Source organism: Nonomuraea sp. NPDC050404 (genome assembly GCF_040655495.1).
Lineage (GTDB): Bacteria > Actinomycetota > Actinomycetes > Streptosporangiales > Streptosporangiaceae > Nonomuraea.
In genome coordinates this window covers 151,665-171,978 of the sequence record NZ_JBFAKB010000001.1, presented here as the reverse complement: position 1 = coordinate 171,978, position 20,314 = coordinate 151,665, and the positions used below count along the sequence as shown (strand labels likewise).

The window sequence follows — 20,314 nt, the reverse complement described above, 5'->3', positions numbered from 1 at the left end:
TGCTTAGGATGCTGGATCCGCCGCTCACGTGAAGCCTTTTTGACGTTCTTTCTGGGCCCCTGATCAGCGGTTTTGCCCGGAGATGCGGCATAATTCCTTTGAACCGTCCGAATCGAACCGGCCGTCGATGCCCTGTACCGTGAGGCGATCGGGTGGGCCATGATCACCTATGCCCGCTCCCGGTGGCTCTACGGAGAATGGCTGCCCCCGCGTGATCCACCAAGGTCGGACACGGGCGCACCTCGTCGATTCGGCCGAATCGGTCATCCGCAGCGGGGCGAGCAGCCTGGACGACCACCGATCCGCCTGGCCGACGATCACTTCCTGCCCCGGCAAGGTCGTCGCCGGTGTCCACCTCGACCTTGATGACCACACCGCCGGCGTCTGGACCTCCGCCACGTTGCGCGGTGCCCTGCGGAACGAGGGGCACGGGTGGCCTGGCTGGCACTGGTCGAACTGGGAGGACCGGTCAGCCGAGCAGGCGCGCCGGGTCGCCGGAGCCCTCACCGTGCCGGAGGCGGACCTCGCGGAAGGTCTGCGTGCGCTCGCTGCGGAGTTCGACAAGCATCAGGACGTGGACTCCGCCACCGAGTCGGCCTCCCTGCTGCTCGCCTTCACCGACCTCCTGCTCGCCGGAGCCAGGGAGTCGGGGCTACAGGCCCACGCCCACACGGACAATGCCTTCACGCACCGCCCCATGGATCTGACCGGCGAGGAGAAGACGTTGGTCCACACCGCGATCGCCGGCCTCATGACGTCGTCCGGTGAACGGGGCCAGCGAGATACAGGAAACCGGCAATGAGCCGCCGCCCCGTCCAGAAAGGTAGCGGTGGGTGTCGTCAATGGACATGCGGGTCTTCCTGCCTGGCGCAGGCCGGCGCTCGTGTGAACGTGTTGAGCATCGCTGCGAGCTCTGCGGGGCAGCTGAGGGCGGGGCAGTGGCCGCTTACGATCTCGTCGGGAGTGATACCGAGGCGTTCACGTACGAGCCGGCGCTGGAATGCCGCGGGGAACAGCCGGTCCTCAGTGCAGAGGATGTAGCGCGACGGCGTGGCCGGAAGGGTGCCGAGGGGCCAGGGCTCGTAGTAGGCGGAGTTGGAGGGCGGGGGCGGTTCCCTGTGTGACACCTGGTCGGCCAGCGGCTTGGGTACATCGTGGAAGTAGCCGATGTACGGGTCGGAGGAGCCGGTGAGGCCACCGTCTTCGGCGGCCTGGATGCGAACGGCCTCCGAGTGCCCGGTGTTGCTCCACCAGTCGGACGGCGATTCGCCGGGCCGGGGGATCATGGCGGTGACGTAGATGAGTCCGGCGGTGGGGACACGTTCGGCGACCAGGGGTGCGGTGAATCCACCGAACGAATGCGCGACGACGAAGAGCGCATCCTGGGTGTCGATCGTGTTGACGACGGTGTCGGCGTAGTCGTCCAAGGTCTCCGTGTCGTCGCCGGTCCACAGCGTGGGGGCGAAAGTGGTGTGTCCGAGGGATTGGAGCTCGGCCTCTACGAGGTGCCAGTACCAGCCTCCGCCTACGCCGGCGCCGTGAATGAGCGCGAATGTACTCATCGTTCGTTGCCCTCTCTGGCCGCGGAGACCTCGTCATGTCGCCTGCTGTCGGGCTTCAGCCTTTTGCGGTGTGCTCGACGATTGCCGCGATGGCCAGGTCCCAGAGTTCTCGTGGCGGTTGCTGATGCCCGGCTCCTGGGAGGGGGACCAGGTACGCGCCGGGGATCTCGGCGGCGAGGGCTCGGCGATCGTGCTCGGCCGGGACGGCGGGGCTGGTCGAGGCCAGGCACAAGGTGCTCACCCGTTCGGCGTGTTCGAGGGCGATGCCGCCTCCCATCGACAGCCCGACCAAGTGCGCGCGGCCCACTCCCAGGGCGTCCAGGATCCGCAGTGGGTCGGGGGTCAGATCGTGGGCGGTGTACGACGGCCGTCCGGGCGGTGAGCTGGTCGACCGGCCGGTGTCGCGGTGGTCGTAACGCACGACCTGGCGACCCGCCTCGGCGAGCCGGGTGCAGAACTCCTCTTCCCACCAGATCATCGACTGTGCTCCGAGAGTGGCCTTTTGGCGCTGCGTCCGGTGCGCCGCCCGTGGGATCCCGGTTGACACCACCGCGGTCATGTCGACCAGTAGCGGCCCCGCCGGCGGGTGCAGGCCGAGCCGCGTGAACACCACCTGGGCCGGGCCGACCATCAGGGTCCCCGGCACCGCACTACTCACCGTGGCGATCCGCACCATGATGGCGCGGCGGTCCTCCGGGGCGGCTCGGTGACCGCGTATCGGCAACTGTTCATTGACGCCGATGGCGCACCGAGCGCGCCCATGCCGGTCGGAACGTCAGGCAGCGGGTTCCTCCTGGAAGGGCCGTACCTCAACCCTGCTGCGCAGCGCCCGCGAGGCCTGCTTGGTCCATTCGATCGCGACGTCGTCGTTCTCGGCCTCAATGATCCAGAAGCCGCCGAGGTACTCCTTGGCCTCAATGGAGGGGCCAGGTGTGAGTACGGGGCTGTCACCGGAGTAGTCCACCGTGGTCGCGCTCGACGGCGGCTGCAGACCTCCGGCGGTCACGAACGCGCCCGCCTCCTGAAGACCGGTGTTGAACGCGTCGACCGCGGCTATCATCTCCGCCAGCTCCGCGGGGTCCATGCCCTCCATCGTCGGCTCCTCGGCGGAGTCGTGGGGGAGGCTCAGAAAGTACTTCTTCATGGTTGTCTCCTCGTCATGTTCTTGATGGTTCGAGCGTTGCGGCCGTTGACCGCTGTCTGAACACTAGGAGGGGGCTGCTCAGTGAGGCATCGGTCATCGTTACCGGCGTCCGGGAAACCGATGACTGGCGTCGGCCACAACACCCCGCGGGCGTACGGACTCGGGCCTCTTGGGCCATGGTTGTATCTAGGGCTCGCCGGCAGCGGGCTCGACGAGGTCGGTCAGTTCGGCGCGGCCGGTGACGCCGAGCTTCGGGTACGCCTTGTAGAGGTGGTGGCCGACGGTCCGTGGGCTGAGGAAGAGCTGTGCGGCGATCTCCTTGTTGGTGTGACCGGTGGCGGCCAGCCGTACGACCTGCAGTTCCTGCGGGGTCAGCAGGGTGAGCGGGCCGCCGCGCGTGGGCTCGTCGCCCCGCTCGCCGAAGGCGGCCAGTTCGCCGCGCGCACGCTCGGCCCAGAGGCCCGCGCCGAGGCGCTCGAACGCGGACACCGCCGCCGCGAGATGGGCGCGGGCCTCGGTACGGCGGCGCCGGCGGCGCAACCACTCGCCGTAGACCAGCTGGGTACGGGCGCGCTCATAGGGGCCGCCCTGCCGCTCGTGGAGTCGCAGCGCCTCGGTGTACAGCGCCTCGGCGTCGTCGTCGCCGGCCAGCAGGGCCCGGCTGCGTAGCGCGAGCCCGGTGGCGACCGGGCGGTCGACGTGCTCGGCCCAGTGGCAGAACGCCGCCAGCGGTCCGTGGGCGCGATCCGGCATGCCGCCGCGCACGGCCGCTTCCACCAGATCCGGCACCGCCCTGATCAGGAGGTCGCGGCTCGCGGGCCCCCGATACACGCTTTCGAGCTGCTCGAATGCCCCCCCGAACCGCCGGGCGGAGAGGTCGAGCATGCCCAGACCCCAGGCCGCGATCTCGGCATTGACCCGGTGCCGGGCCCGGGCCCGCGGCAGCACCTCCTCGGCGAGAGCCCGGCAGCGTGCCTCGTCACCCGACACGGCGTGCAACCACACCTCCACCGACCGGTGTGCCAGCCTCTCGGTCGTGTTCCCGAGTTCCTCGCTCACGGACGCGCCCTCCGCCACGCACGCGCGGGCGTCCGCGAACTCGCCGCGGAGCAGCCGCGCCACCGCGAGCACGTTCAGGGTGTACGGGACCCACCCCAGCGCGCCGCCGGCTCGCACCTCGGCCAGCATGTCCTCGGTCTCGGCGATGACGTTGTCGTCGTCCGCGATCATGAGCCCGCCGAACCCGACCGTGATGCGATGGGTCAGGTCGTTCCCGCCGCCGCGGGTGGCGGTGTGAAGATCGCGCATCGGGCCGACGGCCAGCTCCGGGCGTCCGGCGAAGAGTTCCGCCCACCCGAGCAGGGCGGCGACGACGGGCGCCCAATCCTTCGGCGGGGTGAACCCGCGCATCAGCTCCGCCGCACGTTGCAGGAGGTCGTGCGCCGCTCCGTGCCGGGCGGCGTGCGCGGCCTCGTACAGGGTGAGCGCGGCGCGCTCCGGATCGGTGTCGCACACCAGCGCGGCGGCTTCGAGCGTCAGCTCCGCATCGGCCCGTGGCGAGGTGCGTTCGTACTCGACGGCGCCGCGGGTGTAGATGGCCGCGGCGCGGACGCCGGGGTCGGTGGTGAGCGAGAGCGCTTCTGCCGCCAGCCGGGCGGCGCGGTCGGCCTTGCCGGCGTCGAACGCGGCCTGGCTGGCGCGGGCGATCCGCCGGGCCTTCAGCTCCCGGTCGGCGCTGAGGCGGCCGGCCCGGTCGTAGGCGGCCGACATCGCCATCGCGCCGCCTCGGTGCCAGGCCCGCTCCGCCGCCCCTTCCAGTTCGGCGGCCACGGCCTCGTCGGGGGCGGTGGTGGCGGCGGCGAGGTGCCAGGCCCGGCGGTCGGCGTCGGCGTCCGCGCGCAGCGCCTCTGCGTACGCGCGATGCACCTCGATCCGCCGGTGCAGTGGCGCGTCCTGGTAGGCGGCCGCCCGTACCAAGGGGTGCCGGAAGGTGATCCGGCTGTCGATCCAGACGAGGCGGTCGCGTTCGGCGGGCGCCAGGTCGCCGGCGGTGCCACCGAGGGATTCGATCACGTGCAGGACCGTCGTGAGCGGCGCCGCCAGGTCGGCCGCCGCCACCAGCAGCGCGCGTTGGGCGGGGTCGGGAAGCCCCGCGATCTGGTGGCGGAAGGTCTCCTGTACGCGGCGGGTCACCGGCAGCGGGCCGACCTGCTCGGCCGGACTGGACTCGTCGGCCTCGTTCGCCGCGAGCCGCGACGACCCGAGCTCGATGATCGCCAGGGGATTGCCGCCGGACTCCGCGAGGACCCGGGCCCGCACCGGTTCGATGAGTTCCGGTGCGTGGTCGCCGAGCAGCCGGGCGGCATCGGGCGCGGCGAGGCCGGTCAGGTCCACGACCTCGACGCCTGCGATCTCGAACGGCATCGAGGTCTCGCGTACCGCGAAAAGCATCGCGATCGGATCGGCCACGAAGCGGCGGGCCGCGAACAGCAGCGCCTCCACCGAACCCTGGTCGAGCCATTGCAGGTCATCGACCACGCACAGCAGCGGGCCACCATCGGCCAGATCGGCGAGCAACGACAGGGTGCCGGCGGAGATCAGGAACCGGTTGGCCTCGTCCCCCTCCGACAGGCCGAAGGCGCAACGCAGCGCCCTGGCCTGGGGAGCGGGGATGGCGTCCAACCGATCCACGTGCGGGAACAAGAGCTGGTGCAGGCCGCCGTACGCCAGCTCGGAGTCGGACTCGACCCCTGCTCCGCGGACCACGCGCATGCCGCCCTCGGCTTCGGCCATCGACACGGCATGGTCGAGGAGAACCGATTTCCCGATGCCCGCCGCGCCCCGTAAAGCCAGCGCGCCGCTGCGTTCGTGGCGCGCATCTGTCAGCAGGCGTTGAATCCGCGCTTGCTCGACCTCCCTACCCACCAGTGACATGCGTTGCTCCTACGTCCAAGCCGTTGCCGCGAGTGTGGTCCGGGAAGGTGGCCGGCTGCGTGCGCTCGTCCCAGATGGGGGGAGTATCGGTTCGTTGCGTCATCGCGAGGAGTTTCTCGCAGCTCGGAAGGGGTGTCGAATCAAGGATGGGGAGGGTCGTCAGCCGTCAGAAGGACGGTCTCAAACTGGCGGGTCTCCCACCCCTCCGGCGGGTCGTCCCGAAGCGACGACAGGATGGGTGGGCTTTGCCGCCCGCGCGGTCCGAGATCGGCGAATTTGCAGGTCAGGCCCTAGCCGAGGACCTTCGCGAGCATCCGCCAGTCGACGAGGTTCGATGGCACGCGAGGTCATGTGGCGCACCAGCGACAGCACCGCGCTGCGTATCGACCCGGCGCACGCACCCGGCCGGCAACACTCTGCCGGATCCGCCCTCGGTCGGGGTCCGGAGCGGCGCGGCAGGCGTCGTTCAGTGCGGCGATCATGATGATCTGGCGATGCCCGCCATGGGCGTGGGCGGCAGCGGTGAGGCGAGGCTCCTCACCGCTGCTCGTCGCCTTGTTACCGTGCGGCTTGGCGCGCTTCGGCGCTCTCGCGCGGGTTGTTCACCCGCATTCCCCGCGGGGCGGGTTCGGTGTGGTGCTCGGTGGTGTAGAAGCGCACCTCGTGCCCGTCGGGGTCGTGCAGATGCGGCAGGATCCAGCCGATGGTCGCGCCGGATCTGGCTCAGCTTGTGACCAGGGTGAGCCCGAAGGCCGACAGGGCTTCCTGGATCGGCTGGAAGTACGTGATGCCGCTGGTGATGCAGGACGCGCCGGATGCGCCGGAGGTCAGGCCCTGGGCCTGGTCGCCGGCGAGGAACGGTGCGCCCGACGTGCCCGGCTCGGCGCACACGCTGGTGCGTACCAGTCCGGTGATGGTGCCGCCGGGGTGGGTGATGGTGGCGTTGCGCTGCTGAATGACGCCGCACCGCCAGCCGGTGACCGGGCTGCCCTGACAGACGGGCGCCCCGATCGGTGCGGCCGTCGCGCCGCGCACCGGGCGTTCGACGTTGAGGCCCGCCACGACGCCGCGCGGTGTCCAGCCGGGGTACAGGGACACCCACGCGAAGTCGTTGCCCGGGTAGGAGGACGCCTCGAAGACGCCGATCGGGGTGCCGCCGTAGCCCGTCAGGGCGACGTCTCCGCGCTGCCCGCACGACCCGGCGGTGACGAACCCGCCGGTGGCGCCGCGCCGTACGGTGAACCCGACGATGCACCGCCCCTTGTTCCTGACGACGAAGGCGTCACCACCCCGGATGACGCCGGATGCCACCAAGACGGAGGCAGCCGGGACGGAGGCGGCCGGGACGGAGGCGGCCGGGACGGAGACGGCCGAGACGGGAGCGGGCGCGCCGGTGACGACGATCATGGCGGCCACCATCATGGCGGCCAGGCGGGCAGGCTTCATGCGGACCTCCAAAGGCAGTCCTGCCGCCACCGTAGACCGCGCTCGCGCCCACCGGACCTACCATTGACCCCCGTAGCGCCGTGTTATGGATGACGGACCAGCCGCCATCTGGTCTCCCCGCTGCGCCGGCGCCGGCCGCTGGCGCCCGGCGAAACGGAAGACGGCTTCGACTCGGCCAAGTGCCGCCGCGTACATGGCTGAGGCGGTCTCGCAGGGCCGAAACAGCCCGTAAGCGGAAGAATCAGCCGGCGAGACGGTGGCGGGCGAGCGCGTCGTAGAACGGCTGGTGGTGCTCGGCGACGCGGCGCAAATGCGCGTTCGTGCCGGGCGTCTCACGCTGCTCGGGAGGCGCCTTGGCCACGAGCCCGCTGCTCTCGGCCACCTCCGCGTGCCACCGGGTCGTGTTGTGCCAGTTTTCCCGCTCACCGGGATCCCAGCGCAGCGCCTCGGCCTTGAAGTCGAGCCCGACCTGTGCGCAGTAAGCCTGGATCGTCGGCTCCGGATCGGCCACGAGATCGTCGCCATCGATCACCAGCGGGACCCTGCCGGTGGCCGACCTTACGGCGTCGAAAATGGTGTGCAGGTATTCGAAGCCGTACTCGTCCAGGGTGGCCTGAGGGTTCATCGCGTAGTGCGAGGAGATCGCGCCCTGCGGCTCCCGGATCATGAAGGTGTTGATGACGTCGCTGAACAGCCGCTCGTCTTCGAGCAGCGGGGTGTAGGTGTAGTCGGAGGTCTCTTTGGCGAACACCCGGCGCTCGACGGCGTTGACCTCGATTATCGTGCCGAGCAGTTCGGCCGGCGACGTGGCGCGTCTGCCCGCGAGTTCGAAGTGGCCGTCCGTCTGCAGGTACGAGAACGGCTCGTGGGCCACCTCGAGATCGCCGCGTTCGAGCATGATGCGCAGGAACGCCGTGGACCGCGATCGAGGCACCGCCCACAGCATGATGGGCTTCGGCGCGGCGCTCATTGCGACCACGCGGTGGGCCGGCGGTCCCAGCGATGTTCGCGCAATCGTGCCATCAGTTCGTCGCTCAGTGGCTCGGCGTCGCTGGTGCCGAGGTTGGCGCGGACATGCTTGAGGGTGCGCATGCCGGGGATGACGGTGGCGACATCGGGGTTCTGGCGGATGAACCGCAGGGCGAGTTCCGGCATGGTCATGCCCTCGGGCACGATCGTCGCCAGGCGTTCTGCGCGCTCCACGCTCGCGATGAGGTTCTCGGGGACGAAGTAGGTGTTGCGCCAGTCGCCTTCGGGCCAGCGGCTGTCGCGGGTGAGGGTGCCGGTGAGCGTGCCCTCGTCGAAGGGCACCCGTGCGATCACCGCGACGTCCAGCTCACGGCAGGCCGGGAACAGTTCGTCCTCGGGGGCCTGGTCGAAGATGTTGTAGATGACCTGCACCGAGTCGATCAGTCCGGTGCTCAGGGTCCGCAGGACGTTCCAGGGCTCCCATCGGTTGACGCTGATCCCGACGCCCTTGATCAGCCCGCGTTCCTTCATCTCGGCGATGGCGTCCTGCCAGGTCGCGTCGTCCGCCCAGGCGTCCTCCCAGACGTGGAACTGGAACAGGTCCACAGCCGGCCGGCCCAGCCCTTCGAGGCTGCGGTACAGGTACTCCCATAGGTGATCAGGTGGGTACACGTCGGCCAGTTTGGAGTCGCGGGTGGACGGCCAGGTGCGGTCCTTGGGCGGGGGCTTGGTCGCGAGGTGAAGGCGGCGGTCCGGGTGCCGCTCGACCAGCCGCCCGAGCATTCTCTCGCTGTGTCCGCGGCCGTAGATCCAGGCGGTGTCGAAGAAATCACACCCGAGCCGTACGGCCTCGTCCAGCGCGGTGTCGCCGCTCTCGTCGTCGACTCCCGTCCATCCGCCCTCGCCGCCGGCTATTCCCCACATCCCGTAGCCGACGTCCCCGACCTGCCAGCCCAGCCGGCCGAACCGACGCTCACGCATCGTTTTGCTCCTTTCCTGTCTGTACGGCGGCCGCCTCGCTCCAGCGGTTCCCGCCCGAGCCGAACCGGGTCTGCCGCACCACGCCACCGTCGATTTTCATTGCCTCGCCTCTGACGACGCCCCGATGGACGGACAACCGCACGCTGCCGCAGATCTCGCCGACCAGCCGGTCGATCCCCTCCCGCGCCGCCCGCGCGGCCGGCTCCAGCCAGCGCGCCTCGTACATCGCGGCACCCAGTACGGCGGCCAGCCGGTCGTAGAGTTCGCGGCCGGCCGCGTCGAGGCCGGCCTGCAGGAGGCGGGTCCACGCGTGGTCGAGCAGTTCCAGCCCGGGCGCCTCGTAGACGCCCCGGCAGACCGTGCCGATGATGCGCCGCTCGACCACGTCGCGGAGCCACACGCCATGCTGCGCGCCGATCTCGTTGACCAGCGCCATCCACTCGACCGGGTCGGGTCCGCTGCCGTTGACGTCGGCGACCCGTCCGTCGCGGAAGGTGACGACGACGGTCTCGGGCTTGTCCGGGGCATGCTCGGGCCACGTGCTCCACCGTGGATCAAGCCGGGTGACCGGCGTTTCGAGGTCTTCCAGTTCGGCCGACTCGTGCGAGACGCCGGCGAGGCCGGCGTCGCTGGACCGTTCGGCGCCGCTGCCCGGGTCGAGGGGCAGCCCGTGCCCGGCGACGGCCGCGAGCATGGCCGCGCGATCGGGGAATCGCTCAAGCGCCTTGGCGTTCGTCCACGGCTCGATGATGGGCAGTTCCGGTGCGACCTGGGCGGCGTAACGCGCGAAGCGGCGCTGGTCGTTGCCGCCGCCGACACAGCCGTGCGCGAACCCCCCGCAGCCGTCCGCCCGCATCACCGGCGCGACCTCGCTGACGAGCACGAAGCGCGCCGCACCGGTCGTGTTCCAGTAGCCGCCGTCGTGGCGGGCGCGATACCGAAGCAGATCCGATGCCACCGCGGCCATGGATGATCGCAAATCCAGGACGACGGCCTTGTCCCCGAATCGGCGCAGCGAAGAAGCGAGTGCGGCCACCTTCGCGGGATCCGCCTGGCCGATGTCGGCGATATAGTGCCGCGCCGGAGTGGACATTTCATGAAGCCAGACTCCGACGGCCAGGGCGGAAAGTCCGCCCGATTGGAATACTCCGACACGTGCGCTGTCATGGGCTTTCCGCACGACCTTCCCCTAACGATGTGGACGGGATGCGTTGCCGGGTTTAATAAACCGACCGCCCGCCCTACCCACGGATGGCGCTTCCTCACATCAGACGCGTAAATGATCTCGGAATCGAATTCCGCCGCTCTTGTTCATGCTGGTAAGAGCCGATGTGGCCCATCCGGAAATATTCCCTTCCTCATTCGCCAAGGCGCGCGGTGATCATTTCCCGCTCCACTCGCGTCCGTGGATTGACGGGCGTTCGCAGGGGTAAGGCGGGTATGCCACTCGCTCCTTCCCCAAGAATTTGCGGCCTTATTCGCGCAGGCCATAGTGCCTGAAGCGGAGATCTGCACGGCGACCGCGGCGCCACCTGGGGTTGCGGATCCTGAGGACGTGTTCCAGGATGGAAGTAACCCGTAAGACGCGAGATATCGGTTAGCCAATATGACGCGGCCGACAAAGAAGGGAGGAACACGGCGGCTGAGTCAGCGGGCGTCCGGGAACCTGCGACCGCAGCGGAACATCCATTCGCCGGAGCCCTGACTTCGCGTTTGTCACACAGTCATCAATCGCCGAGGCCCGATCCCGGCTGCCTGAAACTTCTCAACCTGAATAGTTGCCGGTCGAAACTACGGGAGCACGATGTCACGCCATCAGCAGACGCACCTGAGCGAACACTTTCCCCCCGCCATTGACTTAGCTCTGGGTCCGCGCCACGCGTTCCCCCGGCGAAGTACGGTCCTTGATCTGTTCCGCGAACAGAAGGAGGCCGCACCTGACCGCCCCGCCCTCCGCCACCGGGACACGACGATGAGCTATGCCGATCTCGATGCCGTGGCCGATGTCACGGCCCATCGACTGATCGGCAACGGTGTACTGACGCGACAATTGATTCCCGTACTCATAGCGGACGGGCCCGAATTTCCGGCATCGCTCTTCGGGGTGATGAAGACGGGCTCGGCGTTCGTACCGCTGGATCCGGCGTGGCCGATCGACCGTCTCAGCGGGATCCTGGCCGACCTGTCGCCGCCTGCCATCGTGGCGTCGGCGGCGACCGGCGCGATCGCCGCCCAGTTGGAGCCGGCTCTCCCCACCGTCATCGTCGACTGCGCGGGGCCGGCGGAGCGGACTCCTCCGCTCAAGGACCGTGACCCCGGGCCGGAAGACCTGATCTATGGCTTTTACACCTCCGGCTCGACCGGCACGCCCAAGTGCGCGCTCAACCACCACCGCGGCCTGGTCAACAGGCTGACCACGATGTCGCGCCGGTTCGGTGACGGGGCCGATCACGTGACGCTGCAGAACAGCCGGTCCACGTTCGACTCCTCGATGTGGCAGGTGTTGTGGCCGCTGGTGTCCGGTGGGCAGGTCGTGCTGCCGCACCGCGACGGGATCCTCGACCTCGAACAGACCGCGATGACCATCGGCCGCTACGGCGTCACGATGACCGACTTCGTGCCGTCCGTGCTTGAGGCGTTCGTGTCGCTGCTGGAGGCGCGCGAGGACCTGCGCGACGCGACGTCCTGCCTGCGGCGCATGTTGATCGGCGGGGAGGCGGCCGGCCCCGGCCCGGTGCACCGGCTCCGTGCGTTGCTGCCCCACCTCAAGGTGACCAACACGTTCGGGCCGACGGAATGTTCGATCGGGTCGGTGTTCCACGAGATCACGGACGCCGACACCGACCGGATCCCCATCGGGCGCGCCATCGACAACACGGCCGCGATCGTGCTCGACGACGACCTCGGACCCGTCCCGGTGAACACGCCCGGCGAGCTGTATCTCGGCGGCGAGTGCGTCGGAGGGGGCTACCTCAACGACCCCGAGCGCACCGCGCGGGTGCTGGTGGCCAACCCCTTCCCGCAGATCCCCGGCGACGAGCTCTATCGAACCGGCGATCTGGCCCGGGTCGGCGAGGACGGCCTGCTGTACTTCATCGGCCGGCTCGACGAACAGGTCAAGCTCAATGGGGTACGGGTGGAGCTCGGCGACGTCGCATCCGCCGTGGCCGACCATCCACTCGTCGGCAGCGCGGTGGCGGTCGTGCTCGGCGAGCCCCCCGAGTCCACCTTGGTCTGTTGCGTCACGCCGCGATCACCCGACGACCAGCCGAGCCCGGAGCGGCTGCGCGCGTACGCGGCGGAGAAGCTGCCGGCCGAGCAGGTCCCGCATCAGATCGCGGTGCTCGGCGCGCTCCCCCTCAACCACAACGGAAAGACGGACCGCAAGGCCCTGGCCGCGCTCATCGCGGCCGAGACGGTACGGGAGCCCCGCCGGGAGGAGGTCGAGCCACCGGCCAATCCGATGGAGGAACTGCTCTGTTCGGCGTGGCGCGAGGTGCTCGAACTGGAACAGGTCTCCGTGGTCGTCCCGTTCGCCGCCTACGGAGGCACGTCGCTGATCGCCTACCGGCTCACCGCCGCCGTCGGCGAACGGCTGGGCAGGCCGGTACGTCCCAGAGACCTGCTCGTCGCCTCCACCGTGCGCGAACAGGCGCAGCGGCTGACCGAGGACGTCGACGACGACAGCGCCGAACTGGCCTATATCAAGCACGACCTGGCATGGCGCCCGCCGCAGACCCTGCTGCTCACCGGCGCGACCGGCTTCGTCGGGGCGCACATCTTCGCCGAACTGCTGATGTGCTCCAACGTCGGCCTGATCTGCCTGGTACGGTGCTCCGACCCCGCGGACGGAGCCCGGCGGCTGATCGAGGCCCTCGACCAGTACGGGCTGACGTCCGCCGGACAACACCTGTCCATGGCGCTCAAAACGGGACGGGTCGAGGCGGTCCCCGGCGACCTGGGCAGTGAACTGCTCGGCCTGCCGCAGTGGCGATTCGACGAGATCGCGTCGGCCGTGTCCGGTGTCGTCAACGCCGCCGGCGCGGTGAACTTCCTGTCCGACTATCTGGACCACCGCCCCGCCAACGTGCTCGGCGTACAGGAGCTCATCAAACTGGCCTCGGGCGGCGCCCGCGTGCACACCCTGTCCACCTTGAGCATCTTCCCGCCCGCCGGGCCGGGCACGCCGCGCATCACCGAGGACCAGATCCCGGAGACGGAGCAGGTCGCCGCGGACGGCTACAACCGATCGAAGTACGTCGCGGAGAGCCTGCTCGCCGACGCGCACCGGCAGGGCGTCAGCTCGGTGGTGTACCGGCTCGGCGAGGTCTGGCCGCACCGCGCGGTCGGCGTGGCCAACCCGGATTCGCTGGCGCACAACCTGCTGTACGCGTGCGCCCGCACCGGCTGCGTGTTCCCGACCGAGGCCGTGACCGACGTGACGCCGGTGGACGTGGTCGGCCGATTCGTGGCCCGCGCCGCGACCGGCGACCTCAAGGTGCCCGACGGCGCGATGCACGTGCTGTGGCCGGCCAGGCTGCGCTTCGCCGACGCGTTCGGCGTGCTCGCCGACCGGTGCGGGCTCGACCGGGCCGGCTACACGCAATTCCGCGACCGGCTGCGGGACATGGCCGGGCCCGACGAAAGGCTCGCCGGGCTGTGCGCGCTGCTGCCGCCCGCGGTCGACGGCCGTGACGCGGCGCCGGTCGCGTTCGACCGGTTGTTCACCGACGGCTCCCGGCTCTTCGACACCCGGCGGTTCAGCCGGCACGCGGGCTCGCTGTCGCCGCCGGCGGCGGACGGGCTCAAGGCGCTCGACCGCTATCTCGGTGAGCTGACCGACATTCACGCCTTCGTACCACAGGAGAGGTAGACGCCATGGAAGAGCGATTCACCGTGGTCATCAACCACGAGGAGCAGTACTCGATCTGGCCCGCCGGCCGGGAGATTCCGACCGGCTGGCGCGCGGCCGGCGTCGAGGGCGGCAAGGACGAATGCCTGGAACATGTCGCTCGGGTGTGGACCGATCTGCGTCCGCTGAGCGTGCGACGGTGAAGGAGGAGAGCGAGATCATGTCCACCCCCGATAACAGAAATGTCGCCGATATCCGGCGCGCCCTGCTGGAGCGGAAGGTCCGCCAGCGGGTGGCGGAGAAGGCCGAACGGGAGCGGATCGTCGCCGTCCCGCGTACGGACAAGATGGCCATCGCCGAGCAGCAGCGCTTCCTGTGGTTCCTGCACCAGATGGTCGCGGGCGCACCGGTCTACAACGTGCCGTTCGCGATGCGCCTGCGCGGCCCGCTCGACGTGGGCGCGCTGTCCGAGGCGCTGCGCGGGATAGTCGCGCGGCACGAGAGCCTGCGCACCCGGTTCGGCGACGAGCACGGCGTGCCCTTCCAGCGGGTCGATCCGCCGCCCGAGACGTGGGACCTGCCGGTGAGCGACGGGACCGAGGAGTCGGTGCAGGACTGGATCGACGGGCAGGTGCGGGAGGAGTTCGACCTGCGCAACCACCCGCCGTACCGGTTCGCCCTGCTGCGCCTGGGCCCCGATGACCACGTGCTGTCCATCGTCTGGCATCACATCGTCATCGACGGATGGTCCTCGCGCCAGTTCGCCGAGGAGCTGACCGCCCGCTACAGCGACCCGGGCGGCGCGGAGTTCCCCGAGTTGGCCCTGCAGCCCGCCGACTTCGCGGCGTGGCAGCGGCTCTGGCTGCTCAGCGAGGAGCCGGCCAAGCAGATCGGCTACTGGCACTCCGCGCTGGACGGAATGGAGCCGCTGGAGTGGCGCACCGACCGGCAGCGCCCGTCGGCGCCCACCGGGGCGGGCCGTATCCACGAGGCCCGCTTGCCCGACGATCTCGCGCGGAAGATCCGCGAACTGGCCCGGGCCGAGGGCGTCTCCCTGCTCGCCCTGACGATGGCCGGGTACCAAGTCGTGCTGAACCGCTACACCGGCCAGAACGACATCGGGCTCGGTTCTGTCCTGTCCGGGCGGACACGTTCGGAGACCGAGCCCATGATGGGATTCTTCGCCAACACGGTGGCGGTCCGCGGCGACCTCGACGGGAATCCCGTGTTCCGTGACCTGGTGCAGGCCGCCAACGACAACATCCTGGAGGCGATGGCCCACCAGGACGTGCCGTTCGGCCGCCTGGTGGAGGAGCTCAAGCCGGAGCGGCTGCCCGGGCGCAACCCGCTGGTCGCGCACCTGTTCACGCTGCTTCCCGAGCCGATGATCGCGCGCTGGCGCCTGCCCGGCGTCGAGGTCGAGATGCTCACCCCGCAGCCGGGCACGACCCGCTTCGACATCACGTTCCAGATCAACGACCTGCCGGACGGCGGGCTGGGCGTGTGGATCGAGTACTCCTCCGAGCTGTTCGACCACGAGCGGGTCGAACAGCTGGTGGAACACTTCGCCACGGTCATGTCCGACGCGCTGTCCAGGCCGGACGCCCGGGTGGACGCGCTGGACATCATGCCCAACGACGAATACCTGCACGTGCTCACCGAATGGAATCCCCCGGCCGGTGAGCTCGACGGGCGGCTGCTGCACGAGCTGTTCGCGGCGCGCGTGGCGGACAGGCCCGACGCGGTCGCGATGCGTTTCGCCGGAGCGGACCTGACCTACCGGCAATTGGATGAGCGGTCCGGCCGGCTGGCGCACGCGCTCGTCGAGGAGTTCAAGGTGGCGCCGGGGCGCGTGGTCGGCGTCCTGCTCGAACGCGGCTTCGACCTGCCGGCCGCCGAACTCGGCGTGCTCAAGGCGGGCGGGGCCTGGCTGCCGCTCGACCCGCAGTACCCGCCCGAGCGGCTGGCGTACCAGCTGGAGGACGCCGACGTGGCGGCGGTGGTGACGACGTCGGATCTCGCCGACCGCGTGCCCGCGGAGGTGGGACGGATCCTGCTGGACACGGACGCGCTCGACGGGCGGCCGGCCTCGGGTCCTTCGGTGCAGGTCGCGCAGGAGGACACGGCGTACGTCATCTACACCTCGGGCTCGACCGGAACCCCCAAGGGCGTCATGGTCCCCCACCGGGCCGTGGTGAACTTCTGCACCACCTTCCAGCGGATGTTCTCGGTGACGCCGGACGACCGGATCCTGCAGTTCTCCAACCCCGCCTTCGACGTGAGCGTGTCCGACGTGTTCTCGACGCTGACCGCCGGCGGGACCATCGTGGGCGCGCCGCGCTCCGAACTGCTCGACCCGGAGGCGCTGCAGCGGCTGCTGGCCGGCGAGCGGGTGACGATGGTGGACATTCCGCCCGCGGTGCTGGGGCTGCTCGATCCCTCCGCGCTGGACGATCTGCGGGTGTGCTTCATCGGCATGGAGCCGTTCGGCGCCGACCTGGTCAACCGGTGGAGCAAGCCGGGGCGCGAGTTCCACAACGGATACGGGCCGACGGAGGTCACGGTCACGTGCGTGGACTACCTGTGCCCGCCGGAGCCGTTGGACGGGCCGCCGCCCATCGGCCGGGCGATGGCCAACCAGCGGGCGTACGTGCTGGACAAGGCGCTGCGTCCGGTGCCGGTCGGCATTCCCGGCGAGCTGTACATGGCGGGCGCCGGTCTGGCCATCGGCTACCTCGGCCGGCCCGACCAGACCGCCGAGAAGTTCCTGCCCGACCCGTTCGCCGTCACGCCGGGCGAGCGCATGTACGCCACCGGCGACCTGGTGCGCTGGAACGCCGACGGCAATCTGGAGTTCCTGGGCCGGGTCGACCGCCAGGTGAAGCTGCGCGGGCTGCGCGTGGAGCTCGGCGAGATCGAGCACGCCATCGAGAGTTTCGCCGGGGTGCGGCAGTGCGTCGTGACCATACGCGACGCGGGCACGCCCGCGGCCTGGCTGGCCGCGTACGTGGTCGGCGAGTTCGAGCAGGACGAGCTGCGCGAACACCTGAGCGGGCTGCTGCCCCTGCACATGGTGCCCACCGACTACGTCCGGCTGGAGCGGCTCCCGCTGACCTCGACCGGAAAGATGGACCACGCGCGGTTGCCCGATCCGCGCCCCGACGGCGGCGCGGGACAGGTCGAGCTGACGACCGGGACGCAGCGCCGGGTGGCCGAGATCTGGCAGAGCCTGCTGAGCCTCGACCCCGGCAGCGTCGGCGCGCAGGACAACTTCTTCGTCCTCGGCGGCAACTCCCTGCAGGTGACGCAGATGATCTCGCGGGTGCGCGACGCCTTCCAGGTGACGCTCGATCCGCGGCGGCTGTTCAGCTACCCGCTGCTCAGCCAGTTCGCCGCCCAGATCGACGACGCGCAGCGCGCGCTGCTGGGCGAGGACGAGGTGGCGCGGCTGGAGGCGCAGGTCGCCGATCTGCCGGAAGAGGAGATCGATCGGCTGCTGAAGGAGCCCGGCCGATGACCGCCTTCCTGGAAGAGAAGCGGCGCGAGCTGCTGTACCTCCGGCTGCGGCGCAAACGGGAGGAGGCCCTGCGCTCCGCCCCGCCGGAGGGACGGCCGCCGGCGTCGCCTCTGGTGCCGCTCAGGCCGGCGGGCACGAAGCCGCCGCTGTTCCTCGTGCACGCGGCCGGCGGCTCGGTGGCGCCCTACGTCGCGCTGGCCGCGCTGCTGGGCGACGACCAGCCCGTCTACGCACTGGAGGATCCGGGCCTGCACGGTGGCACGGTCGGTGGCACGGTCGGGGGCACTGTCGGGGGCACTGTCGGGGAACGGCCGCTGGCCGCCCTGGCGGCCACCTATCTGGCCGCGGTCCGGGAGTTTCGGCCCGATGGGCCGCTGCTGGTGGGCGGCTGGTCGGTCGGCGGTGCGGTGGCACTCGAAATGGCGCGCCAGGACGGCGAGGTCGCGCTGACGCTGGCGCTCGACACCGCCATCCCGGACGCGCCCGCCCGTCCCGGCGACGACGAGCTGAGGACGTGGTTCGCCGCCGACGTCGCGGCCATGGGCGCGGAACCGAGCGAGGCCGAGATGGCCGAGCGGTTCCCGGTGTTCGCCGCGAACGTCCGCGCGCTCCTGATGTTCCGCCCGTCCAGGGTGGACGGGCGGGTGGTGCTGCTGTGCGCCGAGGACTCCGGGCCGGAAAGGATCGGCCGCTGGCGGCCCTACGCCGACGAGATCCAGGTGGTACGCGGCGACCACTACACCATGCTGCGACCCCCACACATCGAGGCGCTGGCGGAGGCCATGCGCGCCAGATTGAGCGAGGTGAGTTCCCGATGATGCCGGCCTTCACGCCGGAACAGGACGACTTCCGGGAAGAGGTCCGCGCGCTGCTGCGCGAGGACGCGGTACGCGCGGAGATCGCGGAGTCCCGGCGGATGCCGTTCGGGCAGGAGAGCGGCCTGCTCGACGTGCATCGGCGGCTGGGCAAGCTCGGCTGGCTCGCGATCAACTGGCCCGAGCGTTACGGCGGAGCGGGCGCCACGATCGTGGAGAAGGCGATTCTCACCGAGGAGATGATCCGCCACGGCGTGCCCGAGAACGTGCACTCGCTGGGCATCGACATCGTCGGGAACGCCATCCACCTGTTCGGCACACCGGAGCAGAAGGAGCGGTACCTGCCCGGCCTGGCCCGCGGCGAGAGCACGGCCAACGTGCTGTTCAGCGAGCCGGACGTCGGATCCGACCTGGCGTCACTGACCACGCGCGCCGAGCCGGACGGCGACGGCTGGCGCCTGTCCGGCCGGAAGATCTACAACATGAAGGCGCAGCACAGTGATTTCGCGCTGTGCGCGGCCCGCACGTCGGCCGGACCGGTGAACTTCGCCGGGATCACGCTGTTCCTGGTTCCGCTGCAGAGCATCGGCGTGGTCATCGAGCCGGTGTGGAACCTGTCCGAAGAGCGGTTCGACCTGGTGACGCTCGATGGGATCCGGGTCGGGCCCGAGAACGTGCTCGGCGAGCCCGACGATGGGTGGCAGGTGCTGGGCAAGGTGCTGCCGCTGGAGCGTACCGGCCTGGACCACTCCGCCAAGGCGGAGCGCACGCTGGCCGCGCTGCGCGAGCACGCGCCGCCCGACTGCGCGGAGCGGCTGGTGCAACTGGAGACGCGGGTACGCGCGGCGCGGCTGCTGGCCTGGCGGTGTGTGGCCAACCTGCGCGACGGCCGGCCCGACGAAGTGCACTCGGCGACCGCCAAGTGGTACACGTCGGAGACGGCCAAGGAAGTGTCGGTGGCGGCGGTCGAGCTCCTCGGGCCACGGGCGCTGCTGGACGCACGCGACCCCGCGGCGATCGCCGACGGCGTCTTCGACGCCGCGTTCCGGGAGGCTCCGGGGCTCACGCTCGCCCAGGGCTCTTCGGAGATCATGCTCTTCTTTGTCGCCACCTCGAAATTGGGGCTGCCGTCATGAACGCAGTGGAGACCACGACGATCGCCGGCTTCTTCGATGAGGACCTGGCGCCGCTGGTACGGCGGATGGCCGATCGGCCGCGTGCGGAGGACGGCGACGGCGACGACGACCGTCGCGAGGTCCGCGCCATGGTGTGGCAGGGGCTGGCCGGGCTCGGTGCGCTCGGCGCGCTCGATGCCGCCGGCGCGGTGCGGCTGGCCGAGTTGCTCGGGTCGGTGCTGTATCAGGGGCCGCTGCTCGACACGCTCACCGCGCGCGAACTGTTCGGGAACGACGCCATCGGCCAGGCGCCGGTGGCGCTGGCGGTCGCGCCCGAGCCCCTCTCCGAGCGGGACGGTGCGATCTCCGCACGGCGATCCTTCGTCGGCTTCGCGGCGGAGGTGGACCACTTCGTCGTGGGCGACACCGGTGAACCGCGCCTGGCGCTCGTACGCGCCGGCCATCCGTCCATCACGATGCGGCGCTACGAGGAGACGGGCCGGGGCGAGGCGTACGAGGTCGAGTTCGCCGGCACCCCCGTGGCCGCGTGGGCCGGCACCGGCTGGGCGGCGGCGCTGGCCGGCGCGCGGGTGCGTCAGGCGGCGTACCTGGTGGGTCTCGCCCAGGCGGCCCTCGACCACGCCGTCGAGCACGCCCGGACGCGCCGCCAGTTCGGCCAGCCCATCGGCAAATTCCAGGGCGTGGCGTTCCGGCTCAGCGAGTTGTCGATGCACATCGACGCGACGCGCCTGCTGGTCCACGATCGCGACGCGGCCGCGCACGCGGCGGCCGACCTGGCGGCGGCCGCGGATCTGGCCCGTACTGTCACGACCCACACCATGCAGGTCAACGGTGCCGCGGGCATGCGGTCCGACAACGACGCCCAGCTTTACTACCGGCGGGCGGCGGTCGAATCGGGGCGACTCGGCACACCGTCACAGCTACGGCACGAGAGCTGGTGACAGAAGGCGCGGCGACC

Annotated in this window: 15 protein-coding genes; 7 read left to right on the top strand and 8 right to left on the bottom strand. The window is 70.4% G+C overall.

Features of this window, described 5'->3' with window-relative positions:
• Positions 1-211 precede the first annotated feature (211 nt).
• A complete protein-coding gene (locus AB0I81_RS00810) occupies positions 212-802 on the top strand; it encodes a hypothetical protein (RefSeq protein WP_360647632.1) in 591 nt (196 codons plus the stop codon).
• A 37-nt stretch (positions 803-839) separates the two neighbouring features.
• Here AB0I81_RS00810 and AB0I81_RS00805 read toward each other — a convergent pair whose 3' ends face one another.
• The 8 genes from AB0I81_RS00805 to AB0I81_RS00770 form a co-directional block, all read right to left on the bottom strand.
• Positions 840-1,562, bottom strand: a complete 723-nt coding sequence (locus tag AB0I81_RS00805; protein ID WP_360647629.1) for an alpha/beta hydrolase — start codon at positions 1,560-1,562, stop codon at positions 840-842.
• Positions 1,563-1,617: 55 nt separating this feature from the next.
• Positions 1,618-2,220, bottom strand: coding sequence for an alpha/beta fold hydrolase (locus AB0I81_RS00800; protein ID WP_360647626.1), 603 nt, complete (start codon positions 2,218-2,220; stop codon positions 1,618-1,620).
• 117 nt (positions 2,221-2,337) lie between these two features.
• Positions 2,338-2,706, bottom strand: coding sequence for a YciI family protein (locus AB0I81_RS00795; protein ID WP_360647624.1), 369 nt, complete (start codon positions 2,704-2,706; stop codon positions 2,338-2,340).
• A gap of 186 nt (positions 2,707-2,892) precedes the next feature.
• Entirely contained in the window at positions 2,893-5,640 is a 2,748-nt protein-coding gene (locus AB0I81_RS00790) for an AAA family ATPase (protein WP_360647621.1), read from the bottom strand.
• A gap of 723 nt (positions 5,641-6,363) precedes the next feature.
• On the bottom strand, positions 6,364-7,086 hold the full coding sequence (locus AB0I81_RS00785; RefSeq protein WP_360647618.1) for a S1 family peptidase: 723 nt from the start codon (positions 7,084-7,086) through the stop codon (positions 6,364-6,366).
• A 241-nt stretch (positions 7,087-7,327) separates the two neighbouring features.
• A complete protein-coding gene (locus AB0I81_RS00780) occupies positions 7,328-8,032 on the bottom strand; it encodes a sulfotransferase family protein (protein WP_360650144.1) in 705 nt (234 codons plus the stop codon).
• Positions 8,033-8,052: 20 nt separating this feature from the next.
• Positions 8,053-9,036 carry an aldo/keto reductase gene (locus AB0I81_RS00775; protein WP_360647615.1) on the bottom strand — a complete coding sequence of 328 codons (984 nt, stop codon included), beginning with the start codon at positions 9,034-9,036 and terminating at the stop codon, positions 8,053-8,055.
• Entirely contained in the window at positions 9,029-10,216 is a 1,188-nt protein-coding gene (locus AB0I81_RS00770; RefSeq protein WP_360647612.1) for an argininosuccinate synthase domain-containing protein, read from the bottom strand. The genes AB0I81_RS00775 and AB0I81_RS00770 overlap by 8 nt, the downstream gene beginning before the upstream one ends.
• A gap of 624 nt (positions 10,217-10,840) precedes the next feature.
• On the opposite strand from AB0I81_RS00770, the gene AB0I81_RS00765 reads away from it, so the two are divergent.
• Genes AB0I81_RS00765 through AB0I81_RS00740 form a run of 6 tightly spaced genes read left to right on the top strand, consistent with a single transcriptional unit; the run spans position 10,841 to position 20,297 of the window.
• Positions 10,841-13,909: an amino acid adenylation domain-containing protein gene (locus tag AB0I81_RS00765; protein ID WP_360647609.1), complete on the top strand. Its 3,069-nt coding sequence runs from the start codon at positions 10,841-10,843 to the stop codon at positions 13,907-13,909.
• Positions 13,910-13,914: 5 nt separating this feature from the next.
• Positions 13,915-14,091, top strand: a complete 177-nt coding sequence (locus AB0I81_RS00760) for an MbtH family NRPS accessory protein (RefSeq protein WP_360647606.1) — start codon at positions 13,915-13,917, stop codon at positions 14,089-14,091.
• A gap of 17 nt (positions 14,092-14,108) precedes the next feature.
• Complete coding sequence (locus AB0I81_RS00755) at positions 14,109-17,405, top strand: amino acid adenylation domain-containing protein (protein WP_360647603.1); 3,297 nt, start codon at positions 14,109-14,111, stop codon at positions 17,403-17,405.
• Positions 17,402-18,223 (top strand): thioesterase domain-containing protein, encoded by an 822-nt coding sequence (locus AB0I81_RS00750; protein WP_360647600.1) that lies wholly within the window; start codon positions 17,402-17,404, stop codon positions 18,221-18,223. The genes AB0I81_RS00755 and AB0I81_RS00750 overlap by 4 nt, the downstream gene beginning before the upstream one ends.
• Positions 18,220-19,356, top strand: a complete 1,137-nt coding sequence (locus AB0I81_RS00745; protein ID WP_360647597.1) for an acyl-CoA dehydrogenase family protein — start codon at positions 18,220-18,222, stop codon at positions 19,354-19,356. The genes AB0I81_RS00750 and AB0I81_RS00745 overlap by 4 nt, the downstream gene beginning before the upstream one ends.
• Positions 19,353-20,297 carry an acyl-CoA dehydrogenase family protein gene (locus AB0I81_RS00740; RefSeq protein WP_360647594.1) on the top strand — a complete coding sequence of 315 codons (945 nt, stop codon included), beginning with the start codon at positions 19,353-19,355 and terminating at the stop codon, positions 20,295-20,297. Before AB0I81_RS00745 ends, AB0I81_RS00740 begins: the two co-directional genes overlap by 4 nt.
• Positions 20,298-20,314 lie beyond the last annotated feature (17 nt).

What these genes read in the sequence shown, in the direction of transcription:
- AB0I81_RS00745 (WP_360647597.1), top strand. Translation starts at nt 18,220, where the DNA reads ATGATGCCGGCCTTCACGCCGGAACAGGACGACTTCCGGGAAGAGGTC.
- AB0I81_RS00785 (WP_360647618.1), bottom strand. Translation starts at nt 7,086, where the DNA reads ATGAAGCCTGCCCGCCTGGCCGCCATGATGGTGGCCGCCATGATCGTC.
- AB0I81_RS00790 (WP_360647621.1), bottom strand. Translation starts at nt 5,640, where the DNA reads ATGTCACTGGTGGGTAGGGAGGTCGAGCAAGCGCGGATTCAACGCCTG.
- AB0I81_RS00780 (WP_360650144.1), bottom strand. Translation starts at nt 8,032, where the DNA reads ATGCTGTGGGCGGTGCCTCGATCGCGGTCCACGGCGTTCCTGCGCATC.
- AB0I81_RS00750 (WP_360647600.1), top strand. Translation starts at nt 17,402, where the DNA reads ATGACCGCCTTCCTGGAAGAGAAGCGGCGCGAGCTGCTGTACCTCCGG.
- AB0I81_RS00775 (WP_360647615.1), bottom strand. Translation starts at nt 9,036, where the DNA reads ATGCGTGAGCGTCGGTTCGGCCGGCTGGGCTGGCAGGTCGGGGACGTC.
- AB0I81_RS00805 (WP_360647629.1), bottom strand. Translation starts at nt 1,562, where the DNA reads ATGAGTACATTCGCGCTCATTCACGGCGCCGGCGTAGGCGGAGGCTGG.
- AB0I81_RS00765 (WP_360647609.1), top strand. Translation starts at nt 10,841, where the DNA reads ATGTCACGCCATCAGCAGACGCACCTGAGCGAACACTTTCCCCCCGCC.
- AB0I81_RS00795 (WP_360647624.1), bottom strand. Translation starts at nt 2,706, where the DNA reads ATGAAGAAGTACTTTCTGAGCCTCCCCCACGACTCCGCCGAGGAGCCG.
- AB0I81_RS00755 (WP_360647603.1), top strand. Translation starts at nt 14,109, where the DNA reads ATGTCCACCCCCGATAACAGAAATGTCGCCGATATCCGGCGCGCCCTG.
- AB0I81_RS00740 (WP_360647594.1), top strand. Translation starts at nt 19,353, where the DNA reads ATGAACGCAGTGGAGACCACGACGATCGCCGGCTTCTTCGATGAGGAC.
- AB0I81_RS00760 (WP_360647606.1), top strand. Translation starts at nt 13,915, where the DNA reads ATGGAAGAGCGATTCACCGTGGTCATCAACCACGAGGAGCAGTACTCG.